19 protein-coding genes and 1 pseudogene are annotated in these 23,439 nt (G+C 64.8%); 14 read left to right on the top strand and 6 right to left on the bottom strand.

Annotation, left to right across the window (positions count from 1 at the left end):
* The first annotated feature begins 181 nt into the window (after positions 1–181).
* The 5 genes from ACQ4N9_RS04170 to ACQ4N9_RS04150 all read left to right on the top strand — a co-directional run bounded on the left by ACQ4N9_RS04170 (position 182) and on the right by ACQ4N9_RS04150 (position 7,474).
* Entirely contained in the window at positions 182–1,537 is a 1,356-nt protein-coding gene (locus ACQ4N9_RS04170; protein ID WP_390968178.1) for a M16 family metallopeptidase, read from the top strand.
* Positions 1,530–3,023 carry a M16 family metallopeptidase gene (locus tag ACQ4N9_RS04165; RefSeq protein ID WP_390968177.1) on the top strand — a complete coding sequence of 498 codons (1,494 nt, stop codon included), beginning with the start codon at positions 1,530–1,532 and terminating at the stop codon, positions 3,021–3,023. The genes ACQ4N9_RS04170 and ACQ4N9_RS04165 overlap by 8 nt, the downstream gene beginning before the upstream one ends.
* The gene (gene rsmD / locus ACQ4N9_RS04160) at positions 3,023–3,631 is read left to right on the top strand and encodes a 16S rRNA (guanine(966)-N(2))-methyltransferase RsmD (protein WP_390968176.1); all 609 of its coding nucleotides are present in this window, start codon (positions 3,023–3,025) and stop codon (positions 3,629–3,631) included. Before ACQ4N9_RS04165 ends, rsmD begins: the two co-directional genes overlap by 1 nt.
* A 69-nt stretch (positions 3,632–3,700) precedes the next feature.
* A complete protein-coding gene (locus ACQ4N9_RS04155; protein ID WP_390968175.1) occupies positions 3,701–6,421 on the top strand; it encodes a M16 family metallopeptidase in 2,721 nt (906 codons plus the stop codon).
* Between the two features lie 60 nt (positions 6,422–6,481).
* Positions 6,482–7,474 (top strand): hydrolase, encoded by a 993-nt coding sequence (locus ACQ4N9_RS04150; RefSeq protein WP_390968174.1) that lies wholly within the window; start codon positions 6,482–6,484, stop codon positions 7,472–7,474.
* Positions 7,475–7,514: 40 nt separating this feature from the next.
* Here the strand turns inward: ACQ4N9_RS04150 and ACQ4N9_RS04145 are convergent, their stop codons facing one another.
* The gene (locus tag ACQ4N9_RS04145) at positions 7,515–8,369 is read right to left on the bottom strand and encodes a sulfurtransferase (protein ID WP_390968173.1); all 855 of its coding nucleotides are present in this window, start codon (positions 8,367–8,369) and stop codon (positions 7,515–7,517) included.
* Positions 8,370–8,404: 35 nt separating this feature from the next.
* Positions 8,405–9,070: a TetR/AcrR family transcriptional regulator gene (locus tag ACQ4N9_RS04140; protein WP_390968172.1), complete on the bottom strand. Its 666-nt coding sequence runs from the start codon at positions 9,068–9,070 to the stop codon at positions 8,405–8,407.
* Positions 9,071–9,240: 170 nt separating this feature from the next.
* On the opposite strand from ACQ4N9_RS04140, the gene ACQ4N9_RS04135 reads away from it, so the two are divergent.
* The 6 genes from ACQ4N9_RS04135 to ggt all read left to right on the top strand — a co-directional run bounded on the left by ACQ4N9_RS04135 (position 9,241) and on the right by ggt (position 15,484).
* Positions 9,241–10,671 (top strand): coniferyl aldehyde dehydrogenase, encoded by a 1,431-nt coding sequence (locus tag ACQ4N9_RS04135; RefSeq protein ID WP_390968171.1) that lies wholly within the window; start codon positions 9,241–9,243, stop codon positions 10,669–10,671.
* A 16-nt stretch (positions 10,672–10,687) separates the two neighbouring features.
* Positions 10,688–11,173, top strand: coding sequence for a twin-arginine translocation pathway signal protein (locus tag ACQ4N9_RS04130; RefSeq protein ID WP_390968170.1), 486 nt, complete (start codon positions 10,688–10,690; stop codon positions 11,171–11,173).
* Positions 11,174–11,241: 68 nt separating this feature from the next.
* On the top strand, positions 11,242–12,840 hold the full coding sequence (locus ACQ4N9_RS04125) for a GMC family oxidoreductase (RefSeq protein ID WP_390968169.1): 1,599 nt from the start codon (positions 11,242–11,244) through the stop codon (positions 12,838–12,840).
* A 111-nt stretch (positions 12,841–12,951) separates the two neighbouring features.
* The gene (gene coaD / locus ACQ4N9_RS04120; RefSeq protein ID WP_110996032.1) at positions 12,952–13,431 is read left to right on the top strand and encodes a pantetheine-phosphate adenylyltransferase; all 480 of its coding nucleotides are present in this window, start codon (positions 12,952–12,954) and stop codon (positions 13,429–13,431) included.
* A 119-nt stretch (positions 13,432–13,550) separates the two neighbouring features.
* A complete protein-coding gene (locus ACQ4N9_RS04115) occupies positions 13,551–13,802 on the top strand; it encodes a YfhL family 4Fe-4S dicluster ferredoxin (protein WP_011531711.1) in 252 nt (83 codons plus the stop codon).
* Positions 13,802–15,484: a gamma-glutamyltransferase gene (gene ggt, locus ACQ4N9_RS04110; protein WP_390968168.1), complete on the top strand. Its 1,683-nt coding sequence runs from the start codon at positions 13,802–13,804 to the stop codon at positions 15,482–15,484. The genes ACQ4N9_RS04115 and ggt overlap by 1 nt, the downstream gene beginning before the upstream one ends.
* A gap of 102 nt (positions 15,485–15,586) precedes the next feature.
* Here the strand turns inward: ggt and mutM are convergent, their stop codons facing one another.
* A complete protein-coding gene (gene mutM / locus ACQ4N9_RS04105) occupies positions 15,587–16,399 on the bottom strand; it encodes a bifunctional DNA-formamidopyrimidine glycosylase/DNA-(apurinic or apyrimidinic site) lyase (protein WP_125860930.1) in 813 nt (270 codons plus the stop codon).
* Between the two features lie 3 nt (positions 16,400–16,402).
* Complete coding sequence (locus tag ACQ4N9_RS04100) at positions 16,403–17,221, bottom strand: HDOD domain-containing protein (protein WP_390968243.1); 819 nt, start codon at positions 17,219–17,221, stop codon at positions 16,403–16,405.
* Positions 17,222–17,452: 231 nt separating this feature from the next.
* Here ACQ4N9_RS04100 and ACQ4N9_RS04095 point away from each other — a divergent pair, with 231 nt between their 5' ends.
* Positions 17,453–18,649 (top strand): class I SAM-dependent rRNA methyltransferase, encoded by a 1,197-nt coding sequence (locus ACQ4N9_RS04095; protein ID WP_153785507.1) that lies wholly within the window; start codon positions 17,453–17,455, stop codon positions 18,647–18,649.
* Between the two features lie 57 nt (positions 18,650–18,706).
* Here ACQ4N9_RS04095 and ACQ4N9_RS04090 read toward each other — a convergent pair whose 3' ends face one another.
* Together ACQ4N9_RS04090 and ACQ4N9_RS04085 are read right to left on the bottom strand one after the other, a co-directional pair.
* On the bottom strand, positions 18,707–19,774 hold the full coding sequence (locus ACQ4N9_RS04090) for a phosphatidylinositol-specific phospholipase C (protein WP_390968167.1): 1,068 nt from the start codon (positions 19,772–19,774) through the stop codon (positions 18,707–18,709).
* A gap of 114 nt (positions 19,775–19,888) precedes the next feature.
* Positions 19,889–21,565 (bottom strand): DUF4153 domain-containing protein, encoded by a 1,677-nt coding sequence (locus ACQ4N9_RS04085; RefSeq protein WP_390968166.1) that lies wholly within the window; start codon positions 21,563–21,565, stop codon positions 19,889–19,891.
* A 98-nt stretch (positions 21,566–21,663) separates the two neighbouring features.
* On the opposite strand from ACQ4N9_RS04085, the pseudogene ACQ4N9_RS04080 reads away from it, so the two are divergent.
* Positions 21,664–21,750, top strand: a pseudogene (locus ACQ4N9_RS04080) (hypothetical protein); the annotation flags it as partial.
* Positions 21,751–22,079: 329 nt separating this feature from the next.
* Positions 22,080–23,132 (top strand): hypothetical protein, encoded by a 1,053-nt coding sequence (locus ACQ4N9_RS04075; RefSeq protein ID WP_390968165.1) that lies wholly within the window; start codon positions 22,080–22,082, stop codon positions 23,130–23,132.
* Positions 23,133–23,439: the final 307 nt, after the last annotated feature.

Below are 23,439 nucleotides of genomic sequence, written 5' to 3'. Positions count from 1 at the left end.
CTTGAGTCACGCAGAACAGACTATTTTGTAACCGACTGGTTCATGCGCAACGTTTTGTCTTTAGGGCCTGCGGGCCAGAACGGCGACAGGCATGGTCGCCAGGCAACCGGATCAGTATCCTAGCACCTCCTGGCCCGCCGACGCTAAACCCAAGCGGGCCGCAGAACAGGTTAAACACCGTATGAATGCTCTAGCCCGCCGCGCCGCTGGCCTGTTGCTCGGCACGCTGTGCCTGCCGCTTGCGGCCTTCGCCGCCGATGTGCAACCCACCCACGAATTCATCCTCGACAACGGCCTGAAAGTGGTCGTGCGCGAGGACCACCGTGCCCCGGTGGTGGTTTCGCAGATCTGGTACAAAGTCGGTTCCAGCTACGAAACCCCAGGCCAGACAGGCCTGTCCCACGCCCTGGAGCACATGATGTTCAAGGGCAGCGCCAAGCTCGGCCCTGGCGAAGCATCGCGCATCCTGCGTGACCTGGGCGCCGAAGAGAACGCCTTCACCAGCGACGACTACACCGCCTATTACCAGGTGCTGGCCCGCGACCGCCTGCCGGTGGCCTTCGAACTGGAAGCCGACCGCCTGGCCAGCCTGCGCCTGCCGGCCGACGAGTTCAGCCGCGAGATCGAGGTGATCAAGGAAGAGCGCCGCCTGCGCACCGACGATCAGCCCAGCTCCAAAGCCTTCGAGCTGTTCCGTGCCATGGCCTACCCGGCCAGCGGCTACCACACCCCGACCATCGGCTGGATGGCCGACCTCGAGCGCATGAAGGTCGAAGAGCTGCGCCACTGGTACGAATCCTGGTACGCGCCGAACAACGCCACCCTGGTGGTCGTCGGCGACGTCACCCCCGACGAAGTGAAAACCCTCGCACAAAAATACTTCGGCCCCATCCCCAAGCGCGCCGTGCCCCCCAGCAAGCTGCCGCTGGAGTTGGCCGAACCCGGCCTGCGCAAGCTGACCCTGCACGTGCAGACGCAGTTGCCGAGCCTGATCTACGGCTTCAACGTGCCGGCCCTGGCCACCGCCAAGGACCCGCGCACGGTCAACGCGCTGCGGCTGATCTCCGCACTGCTCGACGGCGGCTACAGCGCCCGCATGCCGGCGCGCCTGGAGCGCGGCCAGGAGCTGGTGGCCGGCGCCTCGTCCAGCTACAACGCCTTCACCCGGGGCGACAGCCTGTTCCTGATCTCGGCCACCCCCAACGTGCAAAAGCAAAAGACCCTGGCCGAGGTCGAGAAAGGCGTCTGGCAACTGCTCGACGAACTCAAGACCACCCCACCGACCGCCGAAGAACTCGAGCGCGTGCGCGCCCAGGTGATCGCCGGCCTGGTCTACGACCGCGACTCCATCAGCAGCCAGGCCACCACCATCGGCCAGCTGGAAACCGTCGGCCTGTCCTGGAAGCTGATCGACAGCGAACTCGACGACCTCAAGCGCGTGACCCCGCAAGACATCCAGGCCGCTGCCCGCACCTATTTCACCCGCGAACGCCTGAGCGTTGCCCATGTACTGCCCGAGGAGTCCGCTCATGAGTGACCGCAGCGCACCCCGCTACACCCTGTTGGGCCTTGGCATCATCGTGCTGGTGGTGGCCACCGCCCTGCTGCTGGCCCGCCCGGCCCAGTCCGACAGCGCCAGCCAGCCCGCTACCGCGGCCCGCCCGGCCAACTCGCTGCAATCGCTGGCCGAACTGGACGGCAAGGCCCCAAGCCGCCGCCAGTTGAACATCCAGCACTGGACCACCGCCGAAGGCACCCGCGTATTGTTCGTCGAAGCCCGCGAGCTGCCGATGTTCGACCTGCGCCTGACCTTCGCCGCCGGCAGCAGCCAGGACGGCACGACGCCAGGCGTGGCCACGCTGACCAACGCCATGCTCAACGAGGGTGTGGCCGGCAAGGACGTCACCGCCATCGCCGAAGGCTTCGAGGGCCTGGGCGCAGACTTCGGCAACGGCTCCTACCGCGACATGGCCGTGGCCTCGCTGCGCAGCCTCAGCGCCGCCGACAAGCGCGAGCCGGCACTCAAGCTGTTCACCGAGGTGGTGGGCAAGCCGACCTTCCCCGATGACGCCCTCAAGCGCATCAGAAACCAGATGCTGGCCGGCTTCGAGTATGAAAAGCAGAACCCCGGCAAAATCGCCGGCAAGACCCTGTTCGCCAACCTGTACGGCAGCCACCCCTACGCTCACCCCAGCGACGGCACGGCCCAGACAGTCACCGCCATCACCCTCGATCAACTGCGCGCCTTCCACGCCAAGGCCTATGCCGCCGGCAACGCGGTGATCGCGCTGGTCGGCGACCTCAGCCGCAGCGAAGCCGAGGCCATCGCCGCCCAGGTTTCCGCCGGCCTGCCCAAGGGCCCGGCCCTGGCCAAGCCCGAGCAGCCGGTTGAACCCAAGCCAGGCCTGACCCACATCGACTTTGCGTCCAAGCAGACCCACCTGATGCTGGCCGAACTTGGCATCGACCGTAACGACCCGGACTGGCCCGCACTGTCGCTGGGCAACCAGATCCTCGGCGGCGGCGCCTTTGGTACCCGGCTGATGAGCGAAGTGCGTGAAAAGCGCGGCCTTACCTACGGGGTGTACTCGGTGTTCAGCCCGATGCAGGTACGCGGCCCGTTCATGATCAACCTGCAAACCCGTGCCGAGCTCAGCGAAGGCACGCTCAAGCTGGTCCAGGACCTGCTGGCCGACTACCTCAAGAGCGGCCCGACGCAACAGGAGCTGGACGACGCCAAGCGCGAACTGGCCGGCAGCTTCCCGCTGTCCAATGCCAGCAACGCCAGTATCGTCGGCCAGCTGGGCGCGATCGGCTTCTACAACCTACCGCTGAGCTGGCTGGAGGACTTCATGCAGCAGTCCCAGGCGCTGACCGTCGAGCAGGTCAAGGCCGCCATGAACAAGCACCTGGCGGCGGACAAGCTGGTGATCGTCACCGTCGGCCCGAAGGTGGCGCAGCAGCCGCTGCCGGCCCCCACTGACAAACCCGCCGAGCAGCCGCTCGGCGTACCGGAGCATTAATGGCACGCCCCAACTCCCCCGCGCGCAGCGCCCCTGGCGCCAGCAAAGGCCCCGGCCAGTTGCGCATCATCGCTGGCGAATGGCGCAGCCGTCGCCTCGCTGTCCCAGAAGGCGACGGCCTGCGGCCAACGCCCGACCGCGTGCGCGAAACCCTGTTCAACTGGCTGGCGCCGTACATCGAGGGCGCCCGCGTGCTGGATGCCTTCACCGGCAGCGGCGCACTGGTGCTCGAAGCCCTGTCCCGCGGCGCGCAAGACGCCGTGGCGCTGGACAGCAACCCGGCCGCCATCGCCAACCTCAAGCACAACCTCGAACTGCTGCGCTGCCCACGCGGGCAGATCCTGCAAACCGACGCCCTGCGCTACCTGCAAGGCCCGGCCAAGCAGCAGTTCGACCTGGTGTTCCTCGACCCGCCCTTCCACCAGGACCTGCTGGCCAACACCTGCAACCTGCTGGAGCAGGGCCAGTGGCTGCGCGAACAGGCGTGGATCTACACCGAAAGCGAGGCGGCGCCATCGAGCCTGCCGATGCCCGGCAACTGGCGCCTGCACCGCGAGAAAAAGACTGGCCAGGTGCACTACGCGCTCTGGCAGCGCACCCAGATTTAAGTAACACCGCCCACCAGCCGAAGTGCCAGAAGCTGCTCCGCTCATCACTCGTGACGGAGCACTTCGAGCATGGCCCTCTCCCCGACAGTCAGCCTTTCTTCGCTGATCCCTGCGGCAACGCCGCCGCTGCAACATTTCGTTCTCGACAATGGCTTGAACGTTTATCTACAAGAAGACCCGCGCAGCCCCCTGGCCTGTGTCCAACTCTGCTATCACGTCGGCGCCAGCCACGACCCCTTGGGGCATACCAACCTGGCCCACCTGCTCGAACACATGCTGTTCGAGGGTAGCGCCAAGCTCGCACCCGGACAGTTTTCGAGAGTCATCGCCCGACTGGGTGGCGTGGCCAATGCCTCGACCCAGGATGACGGCACCGTCTACGAAGTGACGCTGCCGGCTGAGCGCCTGGAAATCGCACTGGAGATCCTGGGTGACAGCATGGCCAACGCCAGCCTCACAGCGGACGGCTTCGAGCGGGCCGTCAAGGCCATCAACGATGAACGCCGGCTCAAATTCGACAACGACCCCGAACAACAGGCGTTCGAACACCATAAGCGCCTGGCCCACGGCAGCAGCCCCTACGCCGCGCCCAGTTTCGGTGATGCCGTGGACCTTCAATACATGAGGCCCGACACCGTACGCACCTGGTACCGCACCTGGTACCACCCCAACAATGCGACGCTGGTGGTGGTTGGCAACGTCGACCGGGTGCGCTTGCAGGGCTGGGCCGAGCGCTACTTCGGACCTTGGAGTGCAGCAGCGCTGCCGGCCTTGCCCGGTCCGGGCCAGACGGCAGGCCATCGGGCCCGCCAGCAAGCCATCACGCTGCCAGGGCTGCGCGATGGCCTGTATCTGTCCTTCAATGTGCCGAGCCTTGCGACCGCCGAATCGACTGCCACGGCAGCGGCCTTGATGCTACTGCCGGAACTGCTGGCCAATGGTGCCGATTCGATGCTGTACGCCAGCCTGGTCCGTGAGCGGCAAGTGCTCACAGGCATCGAAGCTTTCTATGACCACCTGACCCGCGGCGACACATTGCTGACGCTGTATGCCTACAGCAACCCCGACAAGGGCACGCCACAACAGGCCATCGAGCAGATACGGCACATCCTCGATGCAGTCCGACAGACGCCGCCCAGGGCTCAGACACTCGACGCACTCAAGTTCCGGCTGCTGACCGCGCAGCTCATCGCCAGGGATACACCGCAAAAACAGGCCCAATCCATCGCTTCGTATGCCCTCAGCAGGTTGAAGCCCGAGTTGCATGCCCAGGTCCTGCAGGCGCTGATCGCACTCACGCCTGAAGATATCCAGTTGGCCGCACAGCGGTTCCTGGCCGACGATCGCATGGCGGTTACCCACATGCTCGCACCGCAAGTCACTGCCCCGGAAGCAAGCGAGCACCAGCCATTGACCTGCGCGGACCTTGCCGGCCGTCTTACCGCGGCCGATTTCTCCGCACTGCAGTCGGCTGCCAGCATCGACACCCACCGCCTGCTTGCTCCGGCCCAGTCAGTCCACACCTGGGACACTGCCAATGGCAGCCGCGTGGCCTTCATCGCCAGGCAAGGCTCACCACTGTTCGAACTGCGCCTGCGCTTCAACGCTGGCGCCTGCCAGGACGGCGACACCCCGGGCCTTGCGGCGCTTACGCTGTATACGCTCGATCAAGGCATCGAAAGCCTGGACGCCCAGAGCTTCGCGGCGGGGCTCAGCGGCCTCGGGGCAAGCGTGCAACGAGACATCAGCCACGACCACGCGCGAATTGGCCTGAGCGCTCACTGCGCGGCGCCGCTGCGCGAAGCGGCGCTCGAACTGTTCACCGCGATGATTGCCCGGCCAGCCCTGGCAGCAGACGCTTATTCCGGCATCCAGGCGCGTGTGCTGCGATACCTGCAGCGGCGCGAAAGCAGCCCCGCGCAACGCATCGACGTGGCAATGCTCAGCCGTCTGTTCCCGCAGCATGCCTATGGCCGCGACTATGCAGGCACCAGCGCCAGCGTTGCCGATATCGACGTGGACAAGGTCAGGGCATTCCATCAACGCGCCTATACCGCCGCAAACCTGGAGATCACATTGGTGGGCGACCTGAGCCTGACAGAGGCCAGGCAAATGCTCGACACGCTGACCGAGGCACTGCCAAGCAACAGCCCCGCGCTTGCGCCACCACAACCCGCAACCCCGCTGGACAAGGCCATCGCCGTCCACCTGGAGCAATCCGGCAGCAATTGCGACGTGGCCTTGGCCCTGCCCCTCGATGTAACGCGCTCTGACGCCGAGTACACGGCCATGGTCGTGACCAACGAGCTACTCGGCGCCGGCTTCGAGTCGCGCCTGGTTGCCGAACTCCGTGAGCGCCGCAACCTGACCTACAGCATCGACAGCCATTTGCGCACTTACCGGGCGGCTACCTTTTTGTACATCAGTTGGGACATCGACCCCGCCTACCTGGATGCCTCTGTGGAATTGGTGAAGCAGGTCATCCAGTGCTTCATCGAGCACGGGCCGAGCCAGGACGAACTGGAACTTGCCGTCAACCAACTGGGAGGTGGCCTGCTCCGCGCACTTTCCGACAACAATGCGCTGGCATCGCAACTGGCCGACCTTGGCGCCGGTACGGTTACCACAGACCACCATGCCGTCCACCTGCGACAGCTTGCCCAACTGACCCCAGCGGCCGTGCAGGCTGCGGCCAGGCGCTTGCTGGCCATCGAGCGCTGCGTGTGCCTCAGCATCGGCCCGCGCACTGGGCAGAAAGCCCTGCCAGCCGTGACCGCAATCGACCAATAGCGCAATTACAGTGGCGGTGTTTCATGGCACTCTAGGCGGGCACATCACGAGTCGCCCAGCATGCCCAGCCTCACCGCCACGTTCCGCCCAGCCACCGGTCTGGCCAATCCGCACCTGCAGACCCTGTGGGGTCCGCTGTGGCGCAAACTCCCTGAACTGCCCCGCGAACGCGAGCGCCTGTGGCTGGCCGACGGCGACTTCCTCGACCTCGACTGGCACGGCCCGCACCAGGCCGATGCGCCGCTGGTGCTGGTGCTGCACGGGTTGACCGGCTCTTCCAACTCGCCTTACGTCAAAGGCCTGCAGCAGGCGCTGCAGGCGCGCGGCTGGGCCAGCGTGGCGCTCAACTGGCGCGGCTGCTCGGGGGAACCCAACCTGTTGGCGCGCAGCTACCATTCCGGCGCCAGCGAAGACCTCGCCGAAACCATCCGCCACCTGCGTGCCCGCAGGCCGCTGGCACCGCTGTATGCGGTCGGTTACTCGCTGGGGGGCAATGTGCTGCTCAAGTACCTGGGCGAACACGGCGCAGACAGCCTGCTGGAAGCTGCGGTAGCGGTGTCGGTGCCGTTTCGCCTGGACCAGTGCGCCGACCGCATAGGCCTGGGCTTCTCCAAGGTCTACCAGGCGCATTTCATGCGCGAGATGCTGGCGTACGTGCAGAACAAACAGCGGCATTTTCGAGACAAGGGCCACCATGACCGGCTGGCCGAGATCGAACGCCTGGGCTCGCTGCGCAACCTGCGCACCTTCTGGGATTTCGACGGCAAGGTGACCGCGCCACTCAACGGCTTCAACGACGTGCACGATTATTACCGGCGCGCCTCAAGCCGTTATTACCTGAGAGAAAACCGCACGCCGACGCTGATCATCCACGCCAGCGACGATCCGTTCGTGTTCGGCCACAGCCTGCCGAGCGCCGATGAGCTGGCGCCACAGACGCAGTTCGAGCTGCACAGCCGCGGTGGGCATGTGGGGTTCGTCGACGGCAGCCTGCGCAACCCGGGGTATTACCTGGAGCGGCGGATTCCGCAGTGGCTGGTGGACGGCAGATAAGACCTCGTCGCTGCGACTTGCCCCGCGATGGTTGCTTCAGTCAATCGCCAGTCGCGACCCCACGCTGCGGATCATTGATCCACTCGCTCCATGACCCAGCATACAAGCGCCCCAGCGGGTACCCGGCCAGCGCCAGGGCGAACAGGTTGTGGCAGGCCGTCACCCCAGACCCGCAATAGGCCACCAGTTGCTCCGGCGAGCGCCCGCCGAGCTTCTCGGCGAACCGCTGCTTGAGTTGCTCGGCCGGCAGGAATCGCCCATCCGCTCCAAGGTTGTCGGTGAACGCCGCGCACTGGGCGCCCGGGATATGCCCGGCCACCGGGTCGATCGGCTCCATTTCGCCGCGAAAACGCGGCAAGGCGCGCGCATCGATCAGCGTGAGCGCAGGCTCACCCAGACGCTTGAGCAGATGCCCGGCATCGATCAGCAGCTTCATGTCCGGCTCGCCGCTGAACTGGCCTTCACGCTTGACCGGCGGATCCAGGCTCAGCGGCAGATGCGCCGCGTGCCAGGCCTTGAGGCCGCCATCGAGCAGGTACACCGATTCGCGCTTGCCGAGCCAGGCCAGCAACCACCAGGCGCGGGCGGCGAACGCACCAGGGCCGTCGTCGTACAGCACCACCCGGCTGTCATCGTCCACACCCCATTCACGCAGGCGCTCGACCAGCCGCTGTGCATCCGGCAACGGGTGGCGGCCGGTGCGGCCCTTGACCACCGGCCCGCTCAGGTCACGCTCAAGGTCGGCGAAATGCGCCCCGGCGATATGCCCCTGGGCATAGCTGCGTTGGCCGTAATCGACATCTTCCAGGGCAAAGCGGCAGTCGAGGATCACCAGGCCGGGCGCGTCCAGTTGCTCGGCCAGCTGCTGTGGGGTGATCAGTTGCGCAAGGGGCATGACAGTCTCCTGATGAAGGGCTCGAAGGCGCTGGTTCAGTGCTCCAGGGCCTGGTTGAACGGTACATGGAATTCGTCGCACAAGGTGTCCACAACGGCGCGCGAGCCGGGCGTGACGAAGCCCAGTTCCAGCACCAGCACCTGATAGACGCCGCGCTTGAAGGCTTCTTCACCCAAGTGCGCGGAATGTTCGCGGGTAGTGCTGAGAAAACGCACCCACGAGGTCAACACGATCCAGGCATTGATGGTCAGCGATTCGATCTGCGCGGCATTCATGGCCAGGATGCCGGCCTCGACGAAGCCACGGTAGATTGCCTGGCCCTGCTGCAGGCAGCGCTGCGAAAAGCGCCGGTAGCGGGCGGCCAGCTCCGGGTCGCTTTCGAGCAGGTGTTCAAGGTCGCGGTGCAGGAAGCGATAGTTCCACATCGCCGCCAGCAGTGCCTTGAGGTAGAAGCGTTTGTCCTCGACCGTGGCGACGCGGCCCTGGGGCGGGCGCAGGAAGCTGTCGACCAGTTCTTCGTACTGGCTGAACAGCACGGCGATGATCGCCTGCTTGTTGGGGAAGTGGTAGTACAGGTTGCCGGGCGATATTTCCATGTGCGCGGCAATGTGGTTGGTGCTGACGCTGCGCTCGCCCTGCTGGTTGAACAGCTCCAGGCTGTTCTGCACGATGCGTTCTCGGGTCTTCATGCGCGGGGCCATGCTCAGCTCCAGTCTCCGTGCGTTCAAGTGATGGGGCATCTTACGGGCTATAGCCTCGTGGCGTCAGGGCACAGCAGCGCAAATGTCCGCTGATCTGGCAGATAAATCACTCACCCTGGCAGGAATTAGAGTATAGGCTCTACTCACTCTTTCCCACGGGTGCCTGCGCTATGACCTCGATCATCACCTCACCCCCTGTTACTTGCGACAGCACGCTCGAGGCGATGTTCGCCGCCCAGCGCCAGGCATTTTCCGGCAACCCCATGCCACCGGCGGCACAACGCCGGCAGTGGCTGAAAAGCCTGCGCGAAGCACTGCTACGTGAACAGGAGGCCCTGATCGCGGCCATCGACAGCGACTTTGCCGGGCGCAGCCGCGACGAGACCCTGCTCGCCGAGTTGATGCCCTCGGTGCAAGGCCTGCGCCATGCAGAACGCCACCTGCAACGCTGGATGCGGCCATCGCGCCGGCGCGTCGGCCTGGCCTTCCAGCCCGCCAGCGCCAACGTGCAGTACCAGCCGCTGGGCGTGGTGGGGATCATCGTGCCGTGGAACTACCCGCTGTTCCTTGCCATCGGGCCCCTGACCTGCGCCCTGGCGGCCGGCAACCGGGTCATGCTCAAGCTCAGCGAAGCCACGCCAGCCACAGGGTTGCTACTCAAGGCCCTGCTGGAACGGGTGTTCCCCAGCGACCTGGTCAGCGTGGTGCTGGGCGAGGTGGAAGTCGGCCAGGCCTTCGCCCGCCTGCCCTTCGACCACCTGCTGTTCACCGGCGCCACCAGCATCGGCCGCCAGGTGATGCTGGCGGCGGCGCACAATCTCACCCCGGTCACCCTAGAGCTGGGCGGCAAATCGCCCGCCATCGTCTCGGCGGATGTGCCACTGGACACCGCCGCCGAGCGCATCGCCTTCGGCAAGACCCTCAACGCCGGGCAAACCTGCGTCGCCCCCGACTACGTGCTGGTGCCACGCGAACGCCTGGATGCCTTTGCCGATGCCTACCAGCGCGCGGTGCACAGGCTCTACCCGCGCATCGCCGACAACCCCGACTACAGCGCGATCATCAACCCGCGCCAGCTTGAGCGCCTGGAGCGCCTGCTGGCCGATGCCCGCGCGCAGGGCGCGCAAGTGCGCGACCTCTACCCCGACGAACCGCGCCTGGGCCGCCGCCTGCCGCCGCACCTGGTACTGGAGGTGAACGACAGCATGCAGGTGATGCAGGACGAGATCTTCGGGCCCTTGCTGCCGCTGGTGCCCTACGACCACCTAGACCAGGCGCTGGCCTACATCAACCAACGCCCGCGCCCGTTGGCGCTGTACTACTTCGGTTACGACCGTGGCCAGCAAGCCCGGGTGCTGCGCGACACCCATTCCGGCGGGGTGTGCCTCAACGACACCCTGCTGCACGTGGCCCAGGACGACCTGCCATTCGGCGGTGTCGGCCCCTCCGGCATGGGCCACTACCACGGCCATGAAGGCTTCCAGACGTTCAGCAAAGCCAAAGGGGTGCTGGCCAAGCAGCGCCTGAACGCTGCCCGGCTGATTTATCCGCCCTATGGCAAAGCCTTGCAGCGCCTGGTCTACAAACTGTTCATCCGTTGAGCGAGGAAGGCTGCGCATGCACCGTCGCGACCTGCTCAAGTTCAGCCTGGGCGCCAGCGTGTTCCTCGGCACCGCCAGCCTGATTGGCTGCTCGAAACAAACGCCCTCAGCGGATTACCAGGTGCTGCGCGATGACGACCTGCCGCTGTTGCGGGCCCTGATCCCCGTGGTGCTGGCCGGCACCCAGGCCACTGAAACGCTGGTGCTGCACAGCCTCGACGGCAAGTTGGCGGCGCTGTCGCCGGCCATGCTCAAGCTCACCCGGCAGTTGTTCGACGTGCTCAGCCTACCGCTGACCCGGGGGCCGCTGACCGGCATCTGGGGCAGTTGGAGCGAGGCCAGCAACACTGCTGTGGAGGCCTTTCTCGCACGCTGGGGCGGTAGTTCGCTGAACCTGCTGCGCCAGGGGCATGCGTCGTTGCTGCAATTGTTGTCGATGGCTTGGTATGAGCGGCCGGAAGCCTGGGCTGCGTGTGGCTATCCGGGGCCACCGAAAATTTGAGTTTTACCAGGTTGCCGGGGCCGCTTCGCGGCACCGGCAACCCCCAACACAACAACAAAGGCCGCGCCATGCCCGTCCCCGACCCGTTTCGCCAAGGCCTCGAACGAGGCTGGATCACCCACGATGCCTCGCGCCTGGAGCAGGACCTGACCTTCGAAGCCGACGTCGCCGTGATCGGCAGCGGCGCAGGCGGCGCCACCACGGCCGAGGCGCTGAGTGCCGCCGGCCTGAACGTGCTGCTGATCGAGGAAGGGCCGCTGAAGACCAGCAGCGACTTCCACCTGCTGGAGCACGAAGCCTACGCCGAGCTCTACCAGGAAGGCCTGGGCCGGCTGAGCAAAGAGGGCGCCATCACCATCCTCCAGGGCCGCGCGGTAGGCGGCACCACCCTGGTCAACTGGACCTCGAGCTTTCGCACCCCACCGCAAACCCTGGAACACTGGGCCCGGGAGCACGCCGTCAAAGGCCTGGACAGCGCCACCCTGGCGCCCTGGTTCGAACGCATGGAGCAGCGCCTGGGCATCAGCCCCTGGGCGCTGCCAGCCAACGCCAACAACGACGTGCTGCGCCGTGGCTGCGAGGCGCTCGGCCACCGCTGGGCGGTGATCCCACGCAATGTGCGCGGCTGCTGGAACCTGGGTTACTGCGGCATGGGCTGCCCGGTCAATGCCAAGCAATCGATGCTGGTCACCTGCATCCCGGCCCTGCTGGAAAAGGGCGGCACGCTGCTCTACCTGGCCCGCGCCGAGCGCTTCAGCCATGACGGCCAACGTATCGACCACCTGCTGTGCCAGGCCCTGGATGCACGGGGCGTACACCCGACCGGCCGGCAGATCCAGGTGCGCGCCCGCCATTACGTGCTGGCCGGTGGCGGCATCAACAGCCCGGCCCTGCTGCTGCGCTCCGAGGCCCCCGACCCGCACCAGCGCCTGGGCAAACGCACCTTCCTGCACCTGGTCAACTTCAGCGCCGCGCAATTCGCCGACAGGATCGACCCGTACTACGGCGCGCCGCAGTCGATCTACAGCGACCAGTTCCAATGGCAGGGCGGCGTCGACGGGCCGGTCGGCTACAAGCTCGAGGTGCCGCCGCTGCACCCGGCCCTGGCCAGCACCCTGCTCGGGGGCCATGGCCAGGACAACGCCCTGCGCATGGCCGAGCTACCGCACACCCATGTGATGCTGGCGCTGCTGCGCGACGGTTTCCACCCGGACAGCCCGGGCGGCCAGGTGGAACTGCGCAGCGATGGCTCGCCGGTGCTCGACTACCCCGTCACCGACTACCTGCGCGACGGGCTGCGCCGGGCCTGGCACAGCATGGCGCAGATCCAGTTCGCCGCCGGGGCCCGCCAGGTGATGCCCGTGCATGGCGATGCCCGCTACGTCGACAAACTCGCGCAAGCGGCCGCGATGATCGACGGCCTGCCCCTGGAACTGTTCCGCATGCGCCTGGGCAGCGCCCACGTCATGGGCGGCTGCGCCCTGGGCGAAGACCCGCGCCAGGCGGTATGCGACAGCCTGGGCCGGCATCATCAGCTGGAAAACCTGTCGATCCACGACGGCTCGCTGTTCCCCACCAGCATCGGCGCCAACCCGCAGCTGTCGGTGTACGCCCTGGCTGCGCGGCTCAGCGAAGCACTGGTCGGGCGCCTGGCACAGGGGGCATGACAGGCCTTACACGCCCTGTCTATAGTGCCATCAGCCGGCCGCGCGACTTGGCCGGGCGCAATCGCTGCGCTACCATCCGACTCCCCAACGCACTCCAGCCAGGATGACGCGATGAACCGAGTGTTGTACCCGGGTACTTTCGACCCCATTACCAAAGGCCATGGCGACCTGGTCGAGCGTGCCTCGCGGCTGTTCGATCACGTGATCATCGCCGTGGCCGCCAGCCCGAAGAAAAACCCACTGTTCCCGCTGGAACAGCGGGTAGAGCTGGCCCGCGAGGTCACCAAGCACCTGCCCAATGTCGAAGTCATCGGCTTCTCCTCGTTGCTGGCGCATTTCGCCAAGGAGCAGAACGCCAATGTGTTCCTGCGTGGCCTGCGCGCGGTTTCGGATTTCGAATACGAGTTCCAGCTGGCCAACATGAACCGCCAGTTGGCGCCGGACGTCGAGAGCCTGTTCCTCACGCCTTCCGAGCGTTATTCGTTCATTTCCTCGACGCTGGTCCGGGAAATCGCCGCGTTGGGCGGTGATATCACCAAGTTCGTCCACCCGGCGGTGGCCGACGCGCTGACCGAGCGCTTTCGCAAGTAACCTGTGTGCCCGGGGCGCGTCCCGCTGACGCGCCCGCGTGCACTGCGGGCGCGAATCCGGCACAATTGCGCCTATCGCATTGAAACATGCCCGGGCCCGACGCCCCGGCCGGAGTCCCCATGTCCCTGATCATCACCGACGATTGCATCAACTGCGACGTCTGCGAACCCGAGTGCCCGAACGCTGCCATCTCGCAAGGCGAAGAGATCTACGTGATCGACCCGAACCTGTGCACCCAGTGCGTTGGCCACTACGACGAGCCGCAATGCCAGCAAGTCTGCCCGGTCGACTGCATCCCGCTGGATGAAGCCCACCCGGAAACCGAAGACGAGCTGATGGCCAAATACCGCCGGATCACCGGCAAGGCCTGATGCCGTTCGTCGCCGCGATACGCCGCGCCGCGCTTGGCGCCGCCCTGGCGCTGCTGGCCACGGCAGCCCAGGCCGACGGCCCGGGCCGCGCCGCCATCGCCAGCCCGCATGCCGAAGCCACCGCCGCCGCCCGGCAGGTGCTCGAACAAGGCGGCAACGCCTTCGATGCCGCCGTGGCCATCGGCGCCGCACTGGCTGTGGTAGAGCCCTACGGCTCGGGCCTTGGCGGCGGTGGTTTCTTCCTGCTGCGCGAACAAGCGGCCAGCCCACGCTACGCCTTCCTCGACGCCCGTGAGCGTGCACCTGCCGCCGCCCGCGCAGACATGTACCTCAAGGACGGCAAGGTCCAGCCCGGCCTGTCGATCAACGGCCCGCTGGCGGCGGCCATCCCCGGCCTGCCCCAGGCCCTGGCCGATCTCGCCGCCAGCCACGGCAAACTGCCGCTCAAGGACAGCCTGGCTCCGGCAATCCGCCTGGCCAACCAGGGCTTTGCCGTCGACCGCATCTACCGCGACCGTGCCACCATGCGCCTGGCGGCGCTGCGTGATGACCCCGAAAGCGCCCGGCTGTTCCTCAGCGCCAATGACGTACCGGCCCTGGGCACAGTGATCCGCCAGCCGGAGCTGGCCGCCACCCTGCAAACCCTCGCCGAGCATGGCCGCGATGGCTTCTACCGTGGCCCCACCGCGCAGCGCCTGGTCGATGGCGTACGTCAGGCCGGCGGCCTCTGGAGCCTCGAGGACCTGGCCGGTTACCACTCCGCCTGGCGCGAGCCGCTGCGCTATAAGCTGGCCGAACAGCGCGAACTGATCAGCAGCCCGCCGCCGTCCGCCGGCGGCGTGGCCCTGGCCCAGAGCCTGGCGATGCTCCAGCGCCTGCCCTGGCAGAGCGCCGAGCCGGTACAGCGCAGCCATTACGTGATCGAGGTGCTGCGCCGGGCGTATCGCGACCGTGGCCTGCTGGGCGACCCGGACTACGTCGCCAACCCCATCAACCGCCTGTTGGCGCGCCACTACCTCACCGGCTTGGCCGACAGCATCGACGTGCGCCAGGCCACCCCCAGCAGCGCCCTGCCGCCGTCACCGGCCTGGCGTGAAGGCGACCACACCACCCACTTCGCGGTGATCGACGCCGACGGCAACGCGGTGTCCGCCACACTGTCGGTCAACCTGCCGTTCGGCGCGGCGTTCAGCGTGCCCGGCACGGGCGTGGTGCTGAACAACGAGATGGACGATTTCGCCGCCGACCCCAGCGGCAGCAACAGCTACGGCCTGGCCGGCAGCCAGGCCAATGCCGTGGCGGCGGGCAAGCGGCCACTGTCGAGCATGAGCCCGACCTTCATCGAAAGCCCAAGCCAGTTCGCCAGCTTCGGCACCCCGGGCGGCAGCCGGATCCCGAGCATGGTGCTGCTGTCGGTGCTGGGGTTCCTGGAAGGCCGCCCCGTGGCCGAGTGGCCGGCGACGCCGCGCTATCACCACCAGTACCTGCCGGATGTGGTGGAGCATGAGCCGGGGACGTTCAGCGACGCACAAAAAGCCGAGCTGCAGGCGCGCGGGTATCGGTTGAAGGATGTGGGGCGTAACTACGGCAACCAGCAGGTGCTGTATTGGGACAAGGCTGGCGGGACTGTCGAGGCGGCCAGTGATCCCAGGGGTGTAGGGCAGGCGGCGGTAGTCGACTGATCCGGCCCTATCGCCGGCAAGCCGGCTCCCACAGAGGGTCACGCGGTAACCTGTGGGAGCTGGCTTGCCAGCGATAGGGCCGCGCAGCGGCCCCTCCAGAGGTCAACGCTGGCATTTCGGGCAGAACACGCTCGCCCGCTGCCCCAGCTTCACCTCACGCAACTCGGTGCCACACACCTTGCACGGCTGCCCACCGCGCCCGTAAACGAACAACTCCTGCTGGAAATACCCCGGCTGCCCGTCACCACCGATAAAGTCGCGCAAGGTCGTGCCGCCTTGCTCGATCGCCGCCGCCAACACCCGCTTGATCTCGATCGCCAGCCGCAGATAGCGCGCCCGGGAAATCCCGCCCGCCTCGCGGCGCGGGTCGATGCCGGCGGCGAACAACGCTTCGGTCGCATAGATGTTGCCCACCCCGACCACCACCGCGTTGTCCATGATGAACGGCTTGACCGCCATCGAGCGGCCACGGGACAGCTGGAACAGCCGCTCGCCATCGAACAGGTCGGTCAAGGGCTCCGGCCCCAGGCGCAGCAGCAGTTCGTGGTTGAGCGGGTCGAGGCTCCAGAGCATGGCGCCGAAGCGCCGTGGGTCGGTGTAGCGCAGCATCAGCCCCGACTCCAGCTCGATGTCCACATGCTCATGCTTGGCTGCCGGCAGGCCCAGTTCGACCAGGCGCAGGTTGCCCGACATGCCCAGGTGGCTGATCAGCGTGCCCACCTCGGCGTTGATCAACAGGTACTTGGCGCGGCGCTCGACGCTGACGATGCGTTGCCCCGACAGGCGCACGTCGAGGTCTTCCGGGATCGGCCAGCGCAGGCGCCGGTCACGCACCACCACACGGCTGACCCGCTGGCCCACCAGGTGCGGCGCAATACCGCGCCGGGTGGTTTCGACCTCTGGCAATTCCGGCATGGTTCAGCGCCCGCCCAGTTCGCGGATGTCCTGCTTGAGCTGCTCGAAGTCGTACTCCGACAGCCCGATGTATTCCAGCACCAGCGGGCCAACCATGTTCCACTCGTGGTCGACACTCTGATTGCCCAGCACACGGTACGAGGCGCAGATGTGCTCGGACATCTTCAGCACCGCCAACAGGTTCTTCAGCTGGGTCTGGGCGTTGCGCGAGGACTCGTCGCGGAACACCGCCAGGGCGTTGTGGTGGTTGGCGATGGCGGCGCTGATGTGCTCCGGCAGGCGCCACGACTTGGCGGTGAAGTAGCCGACCACCGAGTGGTTGGTGTTGAACACGCGGTTCTCGGTGTCCACCACACGGACTTCGTCATTGGTCTTGGCGTAGGACTCTTCCAGCACTTCCATGTAGTTGGGGAAGCGCTTGTGCATCAACGGCACGCCGCAGTCGTGGAACAGGCCCAGGGTGTAGGCCTCGTCCGCCGCCTGGATGCCGGTGCGCTTGGCCAGGGTGAGGCAGGTCATGGCCACGTCCTGGGCGGTGTCCCAGAACGGGTTGAGGGTGACGATGGTCTCGTCGCTCATCTCGCCCTTGATCGACTGGGCGTTGATCAGGTTGATGATCGAGCGGCTGCCCAGCAGGTTCACGGCGCGCTGGATCGAACCGATCTTGTTCGTCAGGCCGAACTGCGCCGAATTGACCAGCTTGAGCAGGGCGCCGGCAAGGCCAGGGTCCTGGGAAATCAGCTTGGCAATGGTCTCCAGGTCCGGGTCGGGCATGTACTGCTCGAACTGCAGGTCGACCATGATCTGCGGCTGCGGCGGAATGGTGATGCCTTGCAAGGCTTGCTGGATCTGTTCGGCGGTAAGTTCCTGGGACATAAGTGCACACTCGCTGGGGACGGGGGATTCTAACCCTGTACGCCGGCAGGGCACCAATTAGTGGATCGTTGAGTTCAGGAATTTCTTTAACCGCAGGAGCGGGCCACTTGGTCGCAGCTACCAGCGAATTCGGGGCCGACACGGTATACTCCCGCTCTTTTTTCCCGGAGCGACGTCATGTCCCTGCCCAGCCTTCGTCTCAAAGCCAATGCCGACCGCCGCCTGCGCGCCGGCCACCTGTGGGTCTACAGCAATGAAGTCGACGTTGCCGCCACCCCGCTGCAGGGCCTGAAGGCCGGCCAGCAGGCCATCCTCGAAGCCGCCAACGGCAAGCCGCTGGGCGTGGTGGCCATGAGCCCGAACAACCTGATCTGCGCCCGCCTGCTGTCGCGCGACGCCAAGCTGCCGCTGGACAAGTCGCTGCTGGTGCACCGCCTGAACGTGGCCCTGTCGCTGCGCGAGCGGTTGTTCGACAAGCCGTGCTACCGCCTGGTCTACGGCGACTCCGACCTGCTGCCGGGCCTGGTGGTCGACCGCTTCTTCGACATTCTCGTGGTGCAACTGGCCTCGGCCACCATGGAAGCGCACAAGGACGAAGTGATCGCCGCCCTGGTCCAGGTGCTCAAGCCCAGCGGCATCCTGTTCAAGAACGACTCCGCCGCCCGTGACGCCGAAGGCCTCGAGCGTTACGTCGACACCGTCTACGGCGAAGTGCCGGACTGGGTCGCCCTGGAAGAGAACGGCGTCAAGTTCGAAGCGCCGGTACGTGAAGGGCAGAAGACCGGCTGGTTCTACGACCACCGCATGAACCGCGCGCGCCTGGCGCCCTACGTCAAAGGCAAGCGCGTACTCGACCTGTTCAGCTACATCGGTGGCTGGGGTGTGCAGGCCGGCGCATTCGGCGCCAGCGAAGTGTTCTGCGTGGACGCCTCGGGCTTCGCCCTCGACGGCGTCGAGCGCAATGCCGCACTGAACGGCATCAGCGAGAAAGTCACCTGCATCGAAGGCGATGTGTTCGAAGCCCTGCGCGAGCTCAAAGCCGCCGAAGAACGCTTCGACGTGATCGTTGCCGACCCGCCCGCCTTCATCAAGCGCAAGAAAGACCTGAAAAACGGCGAGGCCGCCTACCGCCGCCTCAACGAACAGGCCATGCGCATGCTCAACAAGGACGGCATCCTGGTCAGCGCCTCGTGCTCGATGCACCTGCCCGAGGACGACCTGAACAACATCCTGCTGACCAGCGCCCGCCACCTGGACCGCAACCTGCAGCTGCTCGAGCGCGGCGGCCAGGGCCCGGACCACCCGGTGCACCCGGCGATCAGCGAGACCCGTTACATCAAGAGCATTACCTGCCGCCTGCTGCCGAACAGCTGATCAAATCCCTGCCTGGGCCACTGCATGGCCCAGGCAGCGGTAGAAACACAGACCGACTCATCGTCCCAAGTCATGGGTCGGGTTGTGGTTGTTGGCGATGATGTTGGCAATCAACGACTCGCCCGGGAAGTCGGCCATGATGATGCCGACCGTCCTTTGCGTCGGCCCTGGGCCGTTCATGTCCTTGATGTCGTCGCGGGCCAGGGTGTTGGTGCCCTCGAAGGAAATCGAGCAGACCCGCATGGCACAGGTTGTCCGGGGAAAGAACGGGTACCAGTCGACGTCCCCCAGCGCGATCAGCCCGGTGAATAACCGCGCGGCATCCGTCCCCGGGCTGACATGGCCACTGGCAACGAAGTAGGGAAACGAACCGACACTGCCCGACAGGTAGTTCACATAGAACGTATCCGGGCTGCCCGCGGCAGCCCGGTGCAGGTGGCGCCGGACCTTGAGGTACTTCTCGTGCAGGTCCCAGTTGGTTTTCAGGGTTGAATCATCCTGGATGTCGAAACTGGCATAGTCGAGCCCTTGGTTGTTGAGCTCGGCGATATTGGACAGCACGACGAACTTCCCTCGCGCCTCGCCCAGCGTGACACCAGCACCCGGCGCTTTCAGGTAGATATCCGAGAACTGCACCATGTACTGCGCGAAGACCTGCGCCAGGCTCAGGGTCACATTGCTGTCGGGGGTATGCTCCTGCTTGATGCGAAATAACACGGTTTCGCTGGGATTGGCCTCGAGAAAGCGTCGAATCGACTCAAGCGCACTGCCGAACATCTTGTCGAGATAGACCGGGCCATGGTGCAAGGCCAATGCATCTCCCGTTTGCCGGATGCGTAGATCGAGCACGCGGATGCCGTAGCGCAGCTGCTCGTCGAAATCGAGGGTCTGGGTGCTGACGATGTCCGTGACGATCGGAAACAGGCTGACATCGAAGGTCGCCGAATCGTGGGTGCCCGGAAGTGCCATTTCGCTCAGCCGCACATCGTCACGGATCATGCTCATCCACGCGTGCTTGTCGGTGAATGGATCGTGGGCATCGTGGGAGTAGGCATCGTCAAGGTGAGCGAAGGCCGAGCTGGCCAGGCAGCAGAGCAGCCCAGCAAGGCAGCGCAAAGGTCCCATGGGGTGTCCTCCTTGGACTATGAGTAGTGCGGCCACGCTATCAAGCAGGCGAACGACCAGGCGTTAGATAGTTACCCGGTGGCCTGACAGCATGGGACCGCGCTGCTACCCCTGTTACCGCCTGAAGTCCTGCATCAGCTCCTGCCCGTCGATGCTCAAGGTCTTGTAGCGCGGCGTGACCAGCTTCACTGCCCCTTCGCGAATGCCCTTGGCCACCCCCTCCAGGTTGTCCATTTTGCCGCTCAAACTCCCCACTTCGCGCCATTCCCGGTTGTCCCAGGTGAGCACGAACAGGCGTGATGCGTATGTGTGCCGCGGAATCATCAGCACTTCGTTGTGGCCGTCGCCATCCAGGTCGACCGCCCACAGGTAGCACCCCTTGCCGCCGCACTGGCTTTCGGCCAGGGTCGAGTCAGCCAAGGCTTCGCTACTGGACTGCACCGGCCCCAGCCACTCCAGTTTTGGCCCGCGTTCCTCGGCCGCTGCCGGGCGTCGCACTTCCTCCAGCGTCGCCAGCAGTTGCGCGCGCCCTGGCGCATCGAACAACTCATCCGTTTGCAGCCGTTTTTCAAGCTGCTCGAAGGCGTTACGCCCCGGCTGGCCCAGGCCGTGGTACAGGTTTCGCGCATCGAACTCACTGACCGGCGTACGCCCACTGACCAGGCGCTCGACCTGGTTTTTCGCACTCAGCGCCTGTGGCGCGAGCAATGGCGTGTAGAACAGCACCACCAGCGCCGCGCTGAGCAGGGCGATCCACGGGTTGCTCACCCGCAGGCTGTTCAGCCAGCCCTGGCGCGACGCCAGCACCGCCCAGGTCGCCGCCAGACCGTGGGCCAGCATTACACCCACCAGCAACAGCGCCAGGATGCGCGATGGTGTCAGCCCGTACTGATCGATGCGCATCCAGCTGGCGTAGGCCGCCAGGCCCACCAGCACCGGCAGGCACAACAGGCTGGCGTTTACCAGGCGCTTGAGCGCAACGGGATAGACGCTGCCCTGATGCCCCTCCTGGAACACACCATTGACCAGGAACAGATTGATGATCGCCAGCATCAGCAACAGGGTCGTCGAATAGCCTGTGTCCCACACCGGCTGCAGCCCGGTGAACGGCAGCGTCAGGGTGAACAGCAGGGTAATCAGCGCACCGAGCGGCAGCAGGAAGCGGCACAGCGTCAGCAGGATGCCGCGCAGCAGGCCGATGACCTTCTCGTTCTCCCGGCCCATGCGCATCCCCAGGGAGAACACCACCGGCAGCACCAGCCAGAGGAACACCGGCGATTCCAGCGCCTCCTTCACCTGCGGGATGCCCAGCATGCTGAACAGCAACGCACACAGCCACAGCAACTGCCAGAACAGGCCGGTCAGCATCTGCGCCAGGAACAGGATGAACACATTGTTCCAGGCATGCCGGAACAGGTCTTCGTAGCGTAGCCGCAGCCCTTCGCGGGTCGGCCAGGCAAGAATGAACGCGGTGCCGATATAGCCCAGTACCACCGCCGCCAGGCACCAAGTCATCTGCAGCCAGCCGCTGGGCTCGGCGGCGAACACCCAGGCGCTGATCCCGCTGACCAACAAGGTCAGGCCCAGTACCAGCCAGCCCGTACCGCGCTGGCGCACAGCGCTGCCGAGCAACTGCAGGTTGAGGCCCGCCACCGCCACCGCGACACAGACCGCGACCGACAGGCCGAAGCCGAGCACTTCACCGCGCCCCAGCACGGTGGCAAGCAATATCAGGCCCTGAGTCAGGCCGATGACAACGTAATACAACAACGAGCGATTAGGCGCCGGCATGGCAAATCCTTTTGGCCAGTGGGGTACAAAGCGCGCCAGTCTACCGAACCCTGCGCAACCGATGCCAAGGGCTTTAACGTGCGGGCTGGGCCGACTGCCACCAGGGCCGCAACCTGCAGTTTCTCGAGCGCGGCGGCCAGGGCCCGGACCACCCGGTGCACCCGGCGGTCAGCAAGACCCGTTAAATCAAGAGCATCACCAGCCAGCTGGTGCCTAACAGCTGAAACCCGCCGTATGGGTAACCCTCTCAGGGTTGCCCATACGCGACATCGCATCCATAGCCATGACACCAGGAAGAACAACAAACGTATCTCGGCCAGTTCAGCGCCCCATTAACCTTCCCTCTATCGTCAACTGTTAATTCTGCCAGTTGTCACGTCCCCAAATGCCTCTTAGTTTATAACTTCGTCGTCACCGCGATTCATATCTTTGCCAAGAGAGCAGGGCAACCAGCCTATGCGCATCCACTCTTGCGCCCAAAGATAACAGATGTTACACCCCTGAGGAAAAAACCATGACCAAGGCAAAGCCAACACAAAAAAATAACAATGGCAAAAATTTAAAAGCGGCTGAGATCGTTGGAATCGAACCGGGCGAAACGGTCTCCTTGGCGAAACTTCGCGAGGGAATCACCATTCGCGTCCCTTGGTCAAACACATTCGTCCCCGGCTCTAATATTATCGTCTGGCTAGAACCTCCAAGCATGTCAGGAGTAAATTTCATATTCACTGTTACCGACTCGAAGGATGATTTCGAACGCACACTCCGATTCGATGAGCTCGCTCATTTCATGGGCACCGAAGTGACACTCGGCTACGTGAATATGACCGGCCCTGTTTATGGCCCTCCAGTGCACTACACACTTGAAGCTGACTTCTACTTCCCCATCGTGGATGGCATCCTTGAAGGCGTAATGCCATTGAAGCTCATCGAATCGGGCTTCACTGTCCAGATCCCGCCTTACGAAAACATGGCTGCCGGGGATAAGGTACGCCTGTTCGTGGCCGCAGCAAATATCGACGCAAGCCAAATGGTACCACTGGAAGTTGAAAACTCTGAGCAGCCTCTCATCGCGAATATTCCTGCAAGCCAATCACTTCGAATGCAAGGCGGTGAGACCCATGTCCTGTATACCGTTTACAAGGACAATAGCCTTCACACTTCAAGACATATAAACTTCTGGTGTGAAGCCCTGGCCAATCCGCCTACCCCCACTTACATCTTACGAGAAGGATTTCCAGTAAACTCACTTTACGAGCGCATTGACGAGAGCGGCTATCTTGAGTTTAACAGCACGCTTTACTTTACTCCGCCGCCTGGCAGCACGGCTTACTTAGTGCTATTTGATGCAGGCAGCGTATGGGGCACAGTTATTGAGCAATCCATACAAGCAAATCCCCCCTACATTACATTCAAGATCCCAACCCACGAGCTATCTAGCAAAACTCTTATACATTCCATTCTTATGATCACAACGGATACGGAAACCCGCAGCACCACGAAGCAATTGATTGAATTTATCTGGTCGCGACGAGCCATCGCTTACAAACATAAGCATTTACGTTAAGCAGAGATCTCTCGATCTACGGGTAGAGGCTCGATCTGACTGTCCCCAGCCAGTGTGGGTAGATCGAACCTCCCCGTCCAGGCCACAACCTTACGGCTCGGACCAGCGGCCAATTATCACAACACCTTCCTTCAAGGACGCGGCGGTGTAGAATCGGGCCTATTCATCGCCAGTCATCCCCGGCGGGTTTATGAGCTCTGGTCGAGCCTGCGGCGATCCCGCGCGGTCTTCGGCCCCCATCCTTGCCAGCGGCAACCGGCCTTCGGCGTTTCAGGACAAGAGAAGCTCACTCCCTATTTACGTGATG

The organism is Pseudomonas sp. ES1 (assembly GCF_050586605.1).
Lineage (GTDB): Bacteria > Pseudomonadota > Gammaproteobacteria > Pseudomonadales > Pseudomonadaceae > Aquipseudomonas > Aquipseudomonas sichuanensis.
This window is presented reverse-complemented; position numbering and strand designations above follow the sequence as displayed.

Excerpts from the sequence above, each read along its gene's own strand:
- ACQ4N9_RS04170 (WP_390968178.1), top strand. The coding sequence starts at position 182 with ATGAATGCTCTAGCCCGCCGCGCCGCTGGCCTGTTGCTCGGCACGCTG.
- ACQ4N9_RS04165 (WP_390968177.1), top strand. The coding sequence starts at position 1,530 with ATGAGTGACCGCAGCGCACCCCGCTACACCCTGTTGGGCCTTGGCATC.
- rsmD (WP_390968176.1), top strand. The coding sequence starts at position 3,023 with ATGGCACGCCCCAACTCCCCCGCGCGCAGCGCCCCTGGCGCCAGCAAA.
- ACQ4N9_RS04155 (WP_390968175.1), top strand. The coding sequence starts at position 3,701 with ATGGCCCTCTCCCCGACAGTCAGCCTTTCTTCGCTGATCCCTGCGGCA.
- ACQ4N9_RS04150 (WP_390968174.1), top strand. The coding sequence starts at position 6,482 with ATGCCCAGCCTCACCGCCACGTTCCGCCCAGCCACCGGTCTGGCCAAT.
- ACQ4N9_RS04145 (WP_390968173.1), bottom strand. The coding sequence starts at position 8,369 with ATGCCCCTTGCGCAACTGATCACCCCACAGCAGCTGGCCGAGCAACTG.
- ACQ4N9_RS04140 (WP_390968172.1), bottom strand. The coding sequence starts at position 9,070 with ATGGCCCCGCGCATGAAGACCCGAGAACGCATCGTGCAGAACAGCCTG.
- ACQ4N9_RS04135 (WP_390968171.1), top strand. The coding sequence starts at position 9,241 with ATGACCTCGATCATCACCTCACCCCCTGTTACTTGCGACAGCACGCTC.
- ACQ4N9_RS04130 (WP_390968170.1), top strand. The coding sequence starts at position 10,688 with ATGCACCGTCGCGACCTGCTCAAGTTCAGCCTGGGCGCCAGCGTGTTC.
- ACQ4N9_RS04125 (WP_390968169.1), top strand. The coding sequence starts at position 11,242 with ATGCCCGTCCCCGACCCGTTTCGCCAAGGCCTCGAACGAGGCTGGATC.
- coaD (WP_110996032.1), top strand. The coding sequence starts at position 12,952 with ATGAACCGAGTGTTGTACCCGGGTACTTTCGACCCCATTACCAAAGGC.
- ACQ4N9_RS04115 (WP_011531711.1), top strand. The coding sequence starts at position 13,551 with ATGTCCCTGATCATCACCGACGATTGCATCAACTGCGACGTCTGCGAA.
- ggt (WP_390968168.1), top strand. The coding sequence starts at position 13,802 with ATGCCGTTCGTCGCCGCGATACGCCGCGCCGCGCTTGGCGCCGCCCTG.
- mutM (WP_125860930.1), bottom strand. The coding sequence starts at position 16,399 with ATGCCGGAATTGCCAGAGGTCGAAACCACCCGGCGCGGTATTGCGCCG.
- ACQ4N9_RS04095 (WP_153785507.1), top strand. The coding sequence starts at position 17,453 with ATGTCCCTGCCCAGCCTTCGTCTCAAAGCCAATGCCGACCGCCGCCTG.
- ACQ4N9_RS04090 (WP_390968167.1), bottom strand. The coding sequence starts at position 19,774 with ATGGGACCTTTGCGCTGCCTTGCTGGGCTGCTCTGCTGCCTGGCCAGC.
- ACQ4N9_RS04085 (WP_390968166.1), bottom strand. The coding sequence starts at position 21,565 with ATGCCGGCGCCTAATCGCTCGTTGTTGTATTACGTTGTCATCGGCCTG.
- ACQ4N9_RS04075 (WP_390968165.1), top strand. The coding sequence starts at position 22,080 with ATGACCAAGGCAAAGCCAACACAAAAAAATAACAATGGCAAAAATTTA.